The sequence below is a fragment of the Halomonas sp. genome (genome assembly GCF_029263665.1).
Classification (GTDB): Bacteria; Pseudomonadota; Gammaproteobacteria; order Pseudomonadales; family Halomonadaceae; genus Halomonas.
Genome location: NZ_JAJUFQ010000027.1, coordinates 1 through 13,906, shown reverse-complemented (window position 1 = coordinate 13,906; position 13,906 = coordinate 1). Strand labels below are relative to the sequence as shown.

9 protein-coding genes and 1 riboswitch are annotated in these 13,906 nt (G+C 57.6%); of the genes, 4 read left to right on the top strand and 5 right to left on the bottom strand.

What is annotated here, in order from left to right; translation table 11 throughout:
* Positions 1 to 66: 66 nt before the first annotated feature.
* Positions 67 to 268: riboswitch (TPP riboswitch) on the top strand.
* A gap of 113 nt (positions 269 to 381) precedes the next feature.
* The 4 genes from tenA (at position 382) to pta (ending at position 6,691) form a co-directional block, all read left to right on the top strand.
* Positions 382 to 1,050: a thiaminase II gene (gene tenA / locus Q1K07_RS18925; protein WP_300314843.1), complete on the top strand. Its 669-nt coding sequence runs from the start codon at positions 382 to 384 to the stop codon at positions 1,048 to 1,050.
* A 97-nt stretch (positions 1,051 to 1,147) separates the two neighbouring features.
* The gene (thiC, locus tag Q1K07_RS18920; RefSeq protein ID WP_300314714.1) at positions 1,148 to 3,052 is read left to right on the top strand and encodes a phosphomethylpyrimidine synthase ThiC; all 1,905 of its coding nucleotides are present in this window, start codon (positions 1,148 to 1,150) and stop codon (positions 3,050 to 3,052) included.
* A 244-nt stretch (positions 3,053 to 3,296) separates the two neighbouring features.
* Complete coding sequence (locus Q1K07_RS18915; protein ID WP_300314711.1) at positions 3,297 to 4,514, top strand: acetate kinase; 1,218 nt, start codon at positions 3,297 to 3,299, stop codon at positions 4,512 to 4,514.
* Positions 4,511 to 6,691 (top strand): phosphate acetyltransferase, encoded by a 2,181-nt coding sequence (gene pta, locus Q1K07_RS18910; protein WP_300314708.1) that lies wholly within the window; start codon positions 4,511 to 4,513, stop codon positions 6,689 to 6,691. Before Q1K07_RS18915 ends, pta begins: the two co-directional genes overlap by 4 nt.
* Positions 6,692 to 6,786: 95 nt before the next feature.
* Here the strand turns inward: pta and Q1K07_RS18905 are convergent, their stop codons facing one another.
* The 5 genes from Q1K07_RS18905 to Q1K07_RS18885 all read right to left on the bottom strand — a co-directional run.
* Complete coding sequence (locus Q1K07_RS18905; RefSeq protein WP_300314704.1) at positions 6,787 to 7,257, bottom strand: outer membrane beta-barrel protein; 471 nt, start codon at positions 7,255 to 7,257, stop codon at positions 6,787 to 6,789.
* Between the two features lie 169 nt (positions 7,258 to 7,426).
* Entirely contained in the window at positions 7,427 to 8,398 is a 972-nt protein-coding gene (locus tag Q1K07_RS18900) for an SH3 domain-containing protein (RefSeq protein WP_300314701.1), read from the bottom strand.
* 51 nt (positions 8,399 to 8,449) lie between these two features.
* On the bottom strand, positions 8,450 to 8,866 hold the full coding sequence (locus Q1K07_RS18895; protein ID WP_300314699.1) for a hypothetical protein: 417 nt from the start codon (positions 8,864 to 8,866) through the stop codon (positions 8,450 to 8,452).
* 70 nt (positions 8,867 to 8,936) lie between these two features.
* Positions 8,937 to 9,752, bottom strand: a complete 816-nt coding sequence (locus tag Q1K07_RS18890; RefSeq protein ID WP_300314697.1) for an OmpA family protein — start codon at positions 9,750 to 9,752, stop codon at positions 8,937 to 8,939.
* Positions 9,753 to 9,765: 13 nt separating this feature from the next.
* A partial coding sequence (locus Q1K07_RS18885) for a YadA-like family protein (protein WP_300314694.1) occupies positions 9,766 to 13,906 on the bottom strand: 4,141 nt, incomplete at its 5' end.

Here is a 13,906-nt window from a genome sequence, read left to right as displayed (position 1 = left end):
CTGATACTGGAGCATCAGTGGGCATCGTGGCTTCCCGCAGCCCCTTGGGGGTGCTATGCTGTTTCGCATCGCTTGACGGGGTGCCGGTCAATCCGGCTGAGATGGCGCAAGTGCGAGTTGATCTGAAAGGCAGGTCCAATCTGCCTGGCAGGAAAGCAGCACACAGCGCTGGTCCCGTGGAACCTGATCCGGGTGATGGTCTTCGTTTGCTCCTTCAATGACAAACGCAGCCAGTGAACCGGCGTAGGGAATCAGGCGGTGGTGGACAAAGAGGTGGTAGACAAAACCTTCTCTCCGTTACTGCCAGACCGTCCCCACTCCGCATATTCTCCTCGCCTCTTCGCTACCCAATTGCCCCGGATCTTCATGACCGGAGGCCATATGGGCTACTGCTTCAACGACCTGATCGATAGCAACCACCAGCAATGGACGGCTTATATCGAGCATGACTTTGTCCGCCAGCTCGGCCACGGCTCGCTGGACAGTGCGGCATTCCGTCATTACCTGCAGCAGGATTACCTGTTTCTGATCCAGTTTGCCCGAGCCTATGCCCTGGCAGCCTACAAGAGCCAGTCCGTGACTGAGCTGCGTGCGGCATATGCTGGCCTGCAAACCATCCTCGATACCGAACTCCAGTTGCATATCAACTTCTGCCGCGAGTGGGGCATCCATGAACAGGATCTCGCTGAGTTGCCAGAAGCCCGAGCCACACTGGCGTATACCCGCTATGTACTTGATACCGGTAGCCGTGGAGACCTGCTCGACCTGCGCATTGCGCTATCTCCCTGCATGGTCGGGTATGCCGACATCGCTACCTGGCTGAACCAGCAGTCGTTCACTCAGCGCGGCAAGGCCAACCCCTTCGATGCCTGGATCGCCATGTATGAGGGTGAAGCATTTCAGCAAGCCGCTCAGTCCGAGCAGGAATGGCTCGACGCTCAACTGGCCCAGGTTTCCCCTCAGCGCTTCTCACGTCTCGCCACCATCTTCCGCGACGCCACTCGTCTCGAGATCGATTTCTGGCAGATGGGTCTCGATCTCAGCGACTGAAGACTGCCCCTGACAAGCTATCACCCCTGTCATCGTCACCATCAAGACAATAACCACAATCACGGCAATAACCATAATCACACCGAGGAGAACGCCCATGTCCAAGACGGCTCATTTTCTGGCGGAAACCGCCCGTGTCGACGAAGCAGCCATTCAACCACTGCCAGGGTCGCGCAAGATCCATGTGGAGGGCTCCCGACCGGATATCCGCGTCCCCTTCCGCGAAATTTCCCTGTCGCCGACCCGCACCAGCGCGGAAGATGAACAGAATCCGCCGCTGCTGGTCTACGATACTTCGGGCCCGTACACCGACCCGGGAGCCACTATCGACCTGCGCAAGGGACTGGCAGAGCTGCGTCGTTGCTGGATTGACGAGCGTGACGATACCGAATGGCTTGATGGTCCGACCTCGGAATATGGCCGCCGTCGCGCCGCCGATCCCATGCTCGCACCACTGCGCTTCGACCTGAGCCGCACTCCACGCCGTGCCAAGCCCAATGCCGATGGCAGCCCGGGCAATGTCACCCAACTCCACTATGCTCGCCGCGGTATCATCACCCCGGAGATGGAGTTCATCGCCATTCGCGAAAACCAGCGCAGGCAACAGCTGGGCAGTGAAGAAGTTGAACGTATTCTGGGCCACCAGCATCCCGGCCAGGGATTTGGTGCACGCCTGCCGCAAGAGATCACCCCTGAGTTTGTACGCCAGGAAGTGGCGGAAGGTCGTGCCATCATTCCCTGCAATATCAACCATCCCGAATCTGAACCGATGATTATCGGGCGCAACTTCCTGGTAAAGATCAACGGCAACCTGGGTAACTCAGCCGTCACTTCCTCTATCGAAGAAGAAGTCGACAAGATGACCTGGGGGATTCGCTGGGGAGCGGACACCATCATGGACCTGTCCACCGGGCAGAACATTCATGAAACACGCGAATGGATCATCCGCAATTCCCCGGTTCCCATTGGCACGGTTCCCATTTACCAGGCCCTTGAAAAGGTCAACGGCGTCGCAGAAAACCTGACCTGGGAAGTCTTCCGCGACACCCTGATCGAACAGGCCGAACAAGGCGTGGATTATTTCACCATTCATGCCGGGGTATTGCTGCGCTATGTCCCACTGACCGCCAACCGGGTGACGGGCATCGTTTCTCGAGGCGGTTCGATCATGGCCAAATGGTGCCTGTACCACCATCAGGAGAGCTTCCTCTACACCCATTTCGAGGAAATCTGCGAGATCTGCAAACAGTATGATGTCGCCTTCTCCCTCGGGGATGGCCTGCGTCCCGGCTCTGTGGCCGATGCCAATGACGAGGCCCAGATGGCAGAGCTCAAGACGCTGGGAGAACTGACCCGCATTGCCTGGAAGCACGATGTCCAGGTCATGATCGAAGGCCCAGGTCACGTCCCCATGCACCTGGTCAAGGAGAACATGGACAAGCAGCTTGAGTACTGTGATGAAGCGCCTTTCTACACCCTTGGCCCGCTGGTGACGGATATTGCCCCAGGCTACGATCACATCACCTCCGGCATTGGTGCTGCCATGATCGGCTGGTTCGGCTGCGCCATGCTCTGCTATGTAACACCCAAGGAGCACCTGGGGCTGCCCAACAAGGATGACGTCAAGACCGGCATTATCACTTACAAGATTGCCGCACATGCAGCGGACCTGGCGAAGGGGCATCCAGCTGCCCAGCGCCGCGACAATGCGCTGTCCAAGGCACGCTTCGAGTTCCGCTGGGAAGACCAGTTCAACCTGGGCCTCGACCCGGATACAGCACGGGAATTCCACGATGAAACATTGCCCAAGGACTCGGCCAAGGTCGCCCACTTCTGCTCGATGTGTGGCCCCAAGTTCTGCTCCATGAAAATCAGCCAGGAAGTCCGCGATTATGCGGAGCAGCACGAACTGAAGGGCGATGCGGATGCCATCATGAGTGGCATGGAAGACAAGGCCCGAGCATTCCGCGAGCAAGGCGCCGAGTTGTACAAGGAGGTTTGACCCGGCTGCCAGGAACCACCTCAACGGGTGATACGCAACAGCGAGATGCCGTCAACAATGGGCTATGAGCAACACGCTCATAGCCCATTACTATACTAAAGTCTAGTAACAACACGCTTGCCGTTGATCTAGTTCAAATAGGGGCAAACTCTACAAACAATGCACCTGAAATACCTATCCAGATCAATAGTCGCGTTGTTCCAGCAAGCTAGAGTTCGCGCCTTTCTCTCGTCATGGAGATGGTATGGACGCTCCCATTCTCGTCATCAACTGCGGTTCGTCGTCGCTCAAGTACGCACTGATTCCTGCTGTTTCAGGCCAGCCCCGCCTGTCTGGTATTGCCGAGCGACTCGGAAGTGATCGCGCCATCCTGCGCTTACGCAATCTCCAAGGCGAGAAGACGACCATTGAATTGCCTGGAGCGAGCCATGGCGAAGCCTTGAAAGCCATTCTCGACAATCTGGGCAGCTGCCGGCCAATCGCTATTGGACACCGCGTCGTCCATGGCGGAGAACGCTTCACTCAGGCGACCTTGATCGACCAGGACGTGGTTCAAGATATCCGTGAAACCACCACCCTGGCCCCCCTGCACAATCCAGCCAACCTCGAAGGTATTACGGCCACTCAGGAGCTGTTTCCCGGACTCCCTCAAGTCGCCGTGTTCGATACAGCATTCCATCAGACATTGCCCGAACACGCGTACCGTTACGCCATCCCCGCAGAACTCTATGAATGTCATGGCATCCGCCGTTACGGCTTCCATGGCAGCAGTCATGCCTATGTGGCGGAAAGACTGTCCATCCTGAGCGCCCAGGGCCGTGGTGGCTGGATCATTGCCCATCTCGGTAATGGCGCTTCGGCAACGGCCATCTGGCAAGGCCAGAGCATCGATACCAGCATGGGCATGACCCCGCTGGAAGGCTTGGTGATGGGGACTCGCAGTGGCGATATCGATCCTGGAATCCTTTTGCACCTGATGCATCAGTGTGGCTGGAGCAGCCATGATATCGATCAACTGCTCAATCAACGCAGCGGGCTGCTGGGGCTATCCGGCTTGACCAACGACATGCGCGAACTGGAACAGTCAGCTGCAGAAGGCCACGCTGGGGCCAAACTGGCCATCGATGTCTTCTGCTATCGTCTGGCCAAGAGCATTGCGGGTTTGTCCTGTGCACTACCCATGCTGCATGGTCTTGCTTTCACGGGCGGCATCGGCGAAAACTCGCCACTTATTCGGGCTCGCACTCTGACATACCTCACCCACCTTGGTGTACATCTCTCCCCCAACAGTAATGGCGAGCTGCCGCGTGGCATGGAAGGACGTATCGATGTGGGCAGAGGCCTGGAGCTGTGGGTCATTCCCACAGATGAAGAAGGCTATATTGCCGTGCAGACACGGCATCTGCTCGACAACATGAGTGACACGCAAGCATCCCGTCATCCCCAGGAGGTACCAGCATGAAGATGCGCGAGCCCTCGACCTTGCTGCTGGTCCCTGTCGACCCTGGCGTCGCACTCACCTCCGCCTGCCTCGGCCTGTTGCGTAGTATTGACACTCTGGGGCTGAAAGCCGGCTTTCTCCAGGCCGTGTGCCAGGCTCCCGCCGGGGATGATTCAGCACAGCGTACCCGCACACTGGTCTCCACGTCTCTAGGGCTGGATTCTCCTGAACCGGTGCCTTACCACATTCTTGAGAATCTGGTTCATCGGGGTGATGGCGATGCCATGCTCGAACTGGTAGTGGAACGGCATGCACATATCGCCCAGCCCCTCGACGGCCATGCTCCTGCCATCATTGTCGTCGAGGGATTACGACCAGGCCTGCAGGCTTCCTATGCCCTGGACGTCAATGCACAATTGGCCAGTGCTCTGAACGCCCAGGTGATTCTAGTGGCCGATGGCCACACCGCTTCACCCCAGCAGTTGATAGAGCGTCTGCGCCTGCACCGCCAGCGCATAGACGCCTACGGTACTCATTACACCCAAGGGGTCATGCTTATGCGCCTCCCTCCAACAGGGGAGGAAGACACCAGCGAGCGGACTCAGCCAACCATGGCAGAAGCCGTGACAGACAGTGACGCCAAGTCACTCCGACAACACTGGCAACAGCAGGTTGCTTCACTCACCGGCCAACCTCTGCCGTTGATCGCAGCGGTCCCTTACTGGGCCTCTCTTAGCGCCCCCCGTACCCAGGATGTGGCCAAGGCCCTGGGAGCCAGGTTGCTGCACGAGGGCGATGCCCACCAACGCCGCGTGACGGGCACCGCCTTGTGTGCGCGCAACGCCGAACACCTGCTCTATGCCTTGCGCCCTGGCATGCTGATCGTCACCCCCGCCGATCGTGACGACACCATCCTGGCAACCGCCCTGGCTGCCCGCAACGGGGTCCAATTGGCGGGCCTGCTATTTACCCATGGCGAAACCCCCAGCGACGCCCTGATAGACTTCTGTCGCCCCGCCCTGGAATCCGGCCTGCCGGTGTTGTCCGTTGCGACCGACAGCTATACCACCGTGTCGCAGTTGAAGGACATGCCCAATCATATTCCTGCCGATGATCCTGACAGGGCTGAGTCGGTGGCACACTATGTAGCCAGCCACTTCGACCTCGACTGGCTGACCCAGTGTGTACAGCATGATGTCCCTCGGCGCCTGTCACCAGCAGCCTTTCGCCACAAACTGGTCAGCATGGCCCAGTGCCAGCGACGGCGCATCGTGCTTCCTGAAGGCAATGAACCACGCACCCTGGAGGCCGCTATCCTGTGCCAGAACAGAGGCATCGCCGACTGTGTCCTGCTGGGCAAACGTCAGGACATCGTGGAAGTGGCTGCCACTCGTGGCCTGGAATTGCCCGAGGAACTGACGATCCTCGACCCTGATGAGGAACGCTCGCGCTTCATCGCCCCTATGGTCGAACGTCGTAAAGGCAAGCTCAACGAGTTGACCGCAGAAGATCAGCTACAGGATAACGTGGTGCTGGGCACCATGATGCTGGCCGAAGGCGAAGTGGATGGCCTTGTTTCTGGGGCAGTTCATACCACCGCCAATACCGTACGTCCTGCGTTCCAGTTGATAAAAAGTGCACCGGGATATCGCCAAGTATCTTCAGTGTTCTTCATGCTGCTGCCTGAGCAGGTCGTCGTCTATGGCGACTGTGCGGTGAATCCGGATCCCGATGCCGAAACGCTTGCCGAAATCGCACTGCAGAGCGCAGCTTCAGCACAAGCCTTTGGCATAGAACCCAGGGTGGCCATGATCAGCTACTCCACTGGAGTCTCCGGGAGTGGTGCTGATGTGGACAAGGTGCGTGAAGCCACGCGTATCGCCAAGGAGAGAGCGCCTCACCTGGCCATTGACGGCCCTCTGCAATATGACGCAGCCGCTATCGCCAGCGTAGGCCAACAGAAAGCTCCTGGCTCGCCAGTGGCAGGCCGTGCGACGGTTTTCGTCTTCCCGGACCTGAATACAGGAAACACCACTTACAAGGCAGTCCAGCGCAGCGCCCGGGTCGTCAGTATCGGTCCCATGCTTCAGGGACTGAACAAACCGGTCAATGACCTGTCCCGAGGCGCCCTGGTGGACGACATCGTCTACACCATCGCCCTGACAGCTATTCAGGCGAGCCAGCGTTCAGATATTTGATCGCCAGACAGACACAAAGCGCCCCTGCCGGATGACTGACAGGGGCGCTTTTGATTGATCAGGGATGATAATGCTCAGCGATAACAAGGCTCTGCCTAGAAACGATAGCGCAGGCCTACGCTGACAGCATCGAAATCATAACGCGAACCATCCAGATAGTTCATGTAGTCGGCTCCCAGGGACAACTTGGGGCTCAAGTCCAGTTCCCCTCCAAATCCCCAGGAAACATCATTATCATCGCCGTGGTGGAAGTCGACTTCGGCAAGACCCGCCAACCCATACAGGCGAATGCCCTGGGACAGCGGCAGAATGCCTTTGGCATAGATCCCCGTCAGATAGTCGAAATGAGAGCCGCCGCCCAGTTGGCCTTCCACAGCGAAATAGCGATTGAACTGAGCACCACCGTTCAGGCGCCAGCCGATATCATCGTCACCGGAATGATGGCTGTCATCTGCATCCCAGAACATCGCACTACCGCCCACATACCACTGTTCGGCCTGAACACTCGATGCCGTGACACAAGCACCGACAAGAAAAGCCGCAGCGAGGGCAAGACGCTTCTTCATGACATTCCCTTTATAGAACACCGTTTTCAAAAGGGGAGAATTTTGTCGTTCATGTCTTGCCTACGTCAATGACATGGATCAGAAAAATCTGACAAATTCAGCACAAAACATCACGAGACTCAGCATGCGGAATCAAAAAATTCATGCAAAAGAATGACTACAGACGTGATTACTTTAACAACGATGATGACACCCAGCCTAACTCAGGAAAGTCATTCAGCTCAAAATAGACTTGGCTCCAACCTTCCGTTTCTCCCAGCACATGAACGTTGTCATCACGCCTCAACACTGCCACCACGTCGTAGTCGGTGCCCGCTCCACGACGAATATTGACGCGTGAACCCGCTACCTGCTTGATTGCCAACCGGTCGAGTACTTCAGGAATGTTGTCGACGGCAACCTCATTGCCACCCTTCGCCGCCATAGTGAACCAGAATACCGCCCAGGCATTATTGCGCTCGACGCCCTTGCCCTTGGCATACATGGCGCCGAGGTTGTTCTGCGCATAGATATCTCCCTGCCTGGCGGCCTTCCCGTACCACTCGAAAGCCTTGGCAGCATCCTGCTCGACTCCCTGACCATTCTCGTACAGGCTGCCGATATTGTTCTGCGCTTGAATGACACCTTTCTCAGCAGCCTGTTCAAGCCAACCAGCCGCCTTTTCTGGGTCGGCCACCACCCCGCGACCTTCCAGATAAAGCATGCCAAGCTGAAACTGGGCCAGCGCATTCCCCTGACCTGCTGCCTTTTCGAACCACTCGGCCGCTTTAGCACCTCCCCCTTCCAATTCTCCGGTGAGATACAACTCCCCCAACCTGGCCTGGGCTTGCACATGGTCATTGTCGGCGGCCAGACGATACCATTTACGGGCATCCTCCAAGCTCTTACGAGTACCGAGCCCCTGCTCATACAACAGGCCCATGGAAAACTGTGACTTCGCATCACCTTTCTCTGCTTCCTGGCGCCATTCATACAGTGCAGACGCATAATTACCGCGCTGGAATTCTTCCAGACCTGTTGCATAGTCTGCCATGGCCGGCATGGCCATGGCCCAGACCACTCCGGCCAATATCCACTTGCGTCCCATACCCCACTCCCTGGCCAAGAACTCATGCATGTTGACCAGAATAGTTGAATGCACCTGGAGTTTCTGGCCTGAGTTCTTCCCGGAAACCCCCGAACGATTGACGGATTAGCTGTTACTCTCCTGCTCTGGCGCTTCTTCGATCTGGCCAGAGGAAGACGGCAACTTGTCGATGCGGGCATCCGTCAGTACACACAACACTCCGGTCTGAGTATGGTGGATGGGGTAGTTGGTATCACAGTACAGCGCCATGGTATTCAGAACCCGCTGCTCAAGCGCCAAGGGGCTGACATCATTGCCATTCAGGTTGAGCCTCGCCATGAAAGGCTTGCCGACTTCACAGGACAACACCTGCTCGTCAGTGGTGGCAACACATACCTGGCTTTGGTCTATCGTTCCTGGTTGCTCTCGATTCTGCTGCTCTGACTTGTTCTGCCCGGATGTGGCATAGACACCGGCGGCTCCCACCAGAATCCCCACCACAGCAGCGACAGCAAGACCCAACGTATATGTCTTCACACCCATGACATGACCTTCCTTCAAGCTTCATTTATCTGCATTTCAAGATCCAACATGCGGATGATGGAATGCTCGCTCAGTCAGCTTCCGCAATCACAATCTCGACTCTTCGATTAGGCTGGAAACACTGCTGAAGTGCACTGCGGGAATCGAGCTCCTGGCAGTGCGCAAGAGGATCATCTTCTCCTCGGCCCAGTGCCACGATCTGGCTACTCGACAGACCTCGTGCCACCAAGTACTCCTTGACTACATCTGCACGTTGCTGCGATAGACGCTCATTGTAGGCGGCACCACCCAACGGGTCGGCATACCCCAGCACATTCACGGCTGGACTGATATATTCCTGCTGCAGGATCATCGCTACCCGATCCAGTGCTCGCTTACCCTCCAGCCCCAGAACCGCACTATCGAAGTCGAACAGCAGATCGCCATTCAGGGCCACCCGGTCGGCATTGTCCTCTACAGACTCAACCTCTACAGGTATGAGCAACTCTGCACACTGAGAATCTCGCCAACGTGTCGTCTCGACACTCATGTCTCTATCAAACTGCACCTGATATTGGCAGGAAAGGTACTCCCGCCCATTACCCGTGTAGAAGTTGAACACATAGTTCCACTCCTTCACGCCGAACATACCTTCGCTGAACTGAGGATTACCCAACAGGTATCTCACCTGATCCTTGTTCATGCCTTCAGCGACACGCATTACGCTATCAGGATCAACAAAGGTGCCACCTTTTACCCAGGCACTATCCCGAGCAGGGAATCCATTCCCCGCCTTGATAGTCTCTCCATCCGTCGCCGCTGTGCTGCATCCCACCAGTGCCGTGGCTATCGCAAGAGGTACCAATCGCCTGATCTTCGATTGAAGGAAACTACGCTTGTTAGTCATTTTCCCGCTCCCCTTACCAATGCCAGCCGACACCAACACCAGCGCCAAAGTTACTCTGCGAATCGCCAGTCGCATTTGCCTTGACCACCCAACGCCCATTGTCGGACAAGCGGGAAACTCCCACGGCGACCGCTGACTCGCCGTTGTAGTAGCCACCTCCAGCAGAGAACATGCTCTTGCCAGGCATCGTGGCCTGAGGAGTGGAAGCTGCTGCCAAGGCCGACGCCACACCTGCGTAGGCACCCTCCTCGACTTCATCGATCTTGTCATAGACACCAGAAATGGCATGGTTGAACTGGCTGCCCATTTCCTGCAATTGCCCCACGTTCGCCGCATCCGTCGCATCAACACCTGGAGCCACATTGCGCAGGCGTGTCGGCTCTCCGCCATGACCAAAGGTCACCGAGGTATAGTCCGTGCTGCCGTCGCTGCGGCGGTCGTAATTGACGGCACCAGCCTGAACGGCTTCCAGTTGACGCACGTTGACCGCATCCGTCGCCTGGGTACCACCCGCGACATGGGTGATCTGGCGCTCATTGCCAGCACTCCCCACCGACACGGCGCCTTTACTGGAACTCACTACCGTGTTGGAGAAGCGCTCTCGCTTGCCATTCATGCCTTCACGGTCCGCCACGGCATCAGCACCAAGCGCCACGCCACCATCTGCCGTCACTTCAGCCCTGGCACCAATGGCACTACTGTCATCCGCACGCGCAACGCTTTGTGGTCCTGCAGCCACAGACTCCCGCCCCACGGCCACGGCATCCGCCCTGTCGGAATTCGCCTTGAAGTAACGGGACCCACCCTGCTCGATATTGGTAATCTGGTTCTGAACATCCCACAACTGACTGCCATTGACCGCGTCGGTGCTGTCTTCAGAGACTTCGCCATCCGCCAGATTGGCAATCGTGGTACCACCATCGCCTTCTAGCGTGATCACGTCGTGGTTGGTGGTGCCATCATCATTGCTATCGTACTTGACGGCCTGATCACTCAACTCATTCACCTCATCGGTGACATTGTTTACCTGACGGGCAACGCCACTGACGGCCTGATGGGTGGCATACAACTGGCTACCGTTGATCGCATCGGTGCTATCGGCACTGATACGTCCCGCTGCTACATGGGTAATGGTACGTTCGGCTCCGGCACGACCAACACTGACGGTCGCCACAGGGTTGGCACCAGCGAACATATACGTCTGGCCATTGATAACCACCGATGCAGTACCCACCGCTTCATCGGTCTGAGCCCCTGCACCTAGCGCTACACTGCCCTGATGAGCAGCGGTAGCCTGATACCCCAGCGCGAGTGCCTGCTCCTCCGTGGACCTTGCTTCATAGCCCACGGCAGTGGCCCCTTTCGCTTCAGCAAAGGAGTCTCTTTGCTCCAAACCCGTCTCATTGGTGCGCGCATAGCGGATACCAACCCCCATCTCATCAAGATTGATGGTGTCGCTGGAACCCGAGATAAAGGTGAATGCATCACCCAGCTCATTGATCACCTGATGGGTCGCATGAAGCTGAGAACCATTGATGGCATCAGTGCTCTCCTCACTGATCCTGCCATCTGCAAGGTTGGTGATAGACGTCCCTTCCTCACCCTCCAGGGTAACCGTATCTTTATTCTCATTGTCATATTTCACCACCAGCTCGGTACTTTCCGTAACCGCCTGGTTGAGCTGCCCCACGTTCACCGCATCGGTGTCTTCCTCACCTGCGGACACATTGGTGACTTTCTGATTTCCGGCATCGATACCATCGGTAGTCACGCTCGGGCCATTGGCAATGCTCAGGCCACTACCATCCAGTATGGTCGACTGAGTATCGTCACCTAGAGTGATGCTGTTGACGGACAGGTCATCAGCCAGGCTAAAGACCACCTCGTTGCCGTCCATGGCAATACCGATGTTAGGATCGTTGTTGGACAAGACGGCAACCTCACCTGGATCGATGGTTGTGACATCATCGAGTTCCCGACCTTCGCGTACCCCTCCGTTGCCATTTATTGTGCCTAATTCCCAGCCAGATGAAGCAATCGCTTCGACCCTTGCCAACTGGTCTTCCGTGGCTGCCTGCCCGGAAATGAAGTTGTCGGCGTCAAAAGTGGTGTTACTCAGGCCATTGATGGTCGCGCCCCCATTGCCTTCGGTATCCACGGTATTGATGGTGATATCACCGAACTGGGGTGATTCAGCTAGCTGCAGCTGGACTGCGCCGGTGGTCGGGTCAGTCACGGTCTTGAGGTTGGCCCCACTGTAATCGCCGGTCGTGATGGCCTCGCCACTGATCGCCAGGGTCTGGCCCAGATCACGATGCACCACGTCGCCTTCATTGCCCACGAAGTTGAGGCCCTTAGCGGTCAGTTCGCCATCCAGGTCATTGGTGGTGGTGTTCAACTGCCCCACATTGACCGCATCGCTATCGGCCACGCCATCGCCGACATTGCTGATCACGTCACCCGCGGCATCGATGCCGTCAGTGGTCACGCTCGGGCCATTGGCAATCGTCAGGCCGTTGCCATCCAGCATGGTGTTCTGGGTGGTATCGCCCAGGGCCAGGCTGTTGGCGTTGAGGTCATCAGCCAGGTCGAAGGTCACATTGTCACTGTCTGCACTCTTGCTGACCTCGATGTTGCCATCGTTGTTGGCTAGGTCGACGCTGTCGCCCGGTGCCACATTGCTGGCATTCTCGCCTTCGGCACTGATGTCCCAGCCGGTGTTGGCTGTTTCACTGACAGCATTCAACTGGCCCACATTGACCGCGTCGCTGTCCGCCACGCCATCGCCGACATTGCTAATCACATCACCCGCAGCATCGATGCCGTCAGTGGTCACGCTGGGGCCATTGGCAATGCTTAGGCCACTATCGTTCAACGTGGTGGACTGGGTCTCATCACCCAGGGTCAGGCTGGTGGCGTTGAGGTCATCAGCCAGGTCGAAGGTGACATTGTCGCTGTCTGCTGTCTTGCTGACTTCGATGTTGCCATCGGTGTTGGCCAGGTCGACGGTGTCGCCCGGTGCCACATTGCTGGCGTTCTCGCCTTGCGCAGTGAGGTTCCAGCCGGCGTTAGCCATCTCGTTGACGGCATTGAGCTGCCCGACATTGACCGCGTCGCTATCCGCCACACCGTCGCCGACATTGCTGATGACATCGCCACCGGCATCGATGCCATCCGTGGTCACGCTGGGGCCGTTGGCAATCGTCAGGCCGTTACCATCCAGCGTGGTGTTCTGCGTCTCATCGCCCAGGGTCAGGCTGGTGGCGTTGAGGTCATCGGCCAGATCGAAGGTGACATTGTCACTGTCTGCCGTCTTGCTGATGGTGATATTGCCATCAGTGTTGGCCAGATCGACGCTGTCGCCCGGTGCCACATTGCTGGCGTTCTCGCCTTGCGCACTGATGTCCCAGCCGGCGTTGGCCGTCTCGCTGACCGCAGCCAACTGGTCTTCCGTCGCGGCCTGACCGGAAGTGATGTTGTCACCATCGAAGGTGGTGTTGCTCAGGCCATTGATGGTCGCACCACCATTGCCATCCGCATCCGTGGTGTTGATGGTTACCTCACCGAACTGGGGCGACTCGGCCAGCTGCAGCTGGACTGCGCCGGTGGCCGGGTCAGTCACGGTCTTGAGGTTGGCCCCACTGTAATTGCCGGTCGTGATGGCCTCGCCGCTGATCGCCAGGGTCTGGCCCAGGTCGCGGTGCACTTCGCCGCCTTCATTGCCCACGAAGTTGAGGCCCTTGGCGGTCAGTTCGCCATCCAGGTCATTGGTGGCGGTGTTCAACTGCCCAACATTGACCGCATCACTATCGGCCACGCCATCGCCGACATTGCTGATCACGTCACCCGCGGCATCGATGCCGTCAGTGGTCATGCTCGGGCCATTGGCAATGCTTAGGCCACTATCGTTCAACGTGGTGGACTGGGTCTCATCACCCAGGGTCAGGCTGGTGGCGTTGAGGTCATCAGCCAGGTCGAAGGTAACATTGTCACTGTCTGCACTCTTGCTAACCTCGATGTTGCCATCGGTGTTGGCCAGGTCGACGGTATCGCCCGGCGCCACATTGCTGGCATTCTCGCCTTCGGCACTGATGTCCCAGCCGGCGTTGGCGGTCTCGTTGACGGCATTGAGCTGCCCGACATTGACCGCATCG

Coding starts and splice junctions, on each gene's coding strand:
- Q1K07_RS18905 (WP_300314704.1), bottom strand. CDS start 7,257: ATGAAGAAGCGTCTTGCCCTCGCTGCGGCTTTTCTTGTCGGTGCTTGT.
- Q1K07_RS18895 (WP_300314699.1), bottom strand. CDS start 8,866: ATGGGTGTGAAGACATATACGTTGGGTCTTGCTGTCGCTGCTGTGGTG.
- pta (WP_300314708.1), top strand. CDS start 4,511: ATGAAGATGCGCGAGCCCTCGACCTTGCTGCTGGTCCCTGTCGACCCT.
- Q1K07_RS18915 (WP_300314711.1), top strand. CDS start 3,297: ATGGACGCTCCCATTCTCGTCATCAACTGCGGTTCGTCGTCGCTCAAG.
- tenA (WP_300314843.1), top strand. CDS start 382: ATGGGCTACTGCTTCAACGACCTGATCGATAGCAACCACCAGCAATGG.
- Q1K07_RS18890 (WP_300314697.1), bottom strand. CDS start 9,752: ATGACTAACAAGCGTAGTTTCCTTCAATCGAAGATCAGGCGATTGGTA.
- thiC (WP_300314714.1), top strand. CDS start 1,148: ATGTCCAAGACGGCTCATTTTCTGGCGGAAACCGCCCGTGTCGACGAA.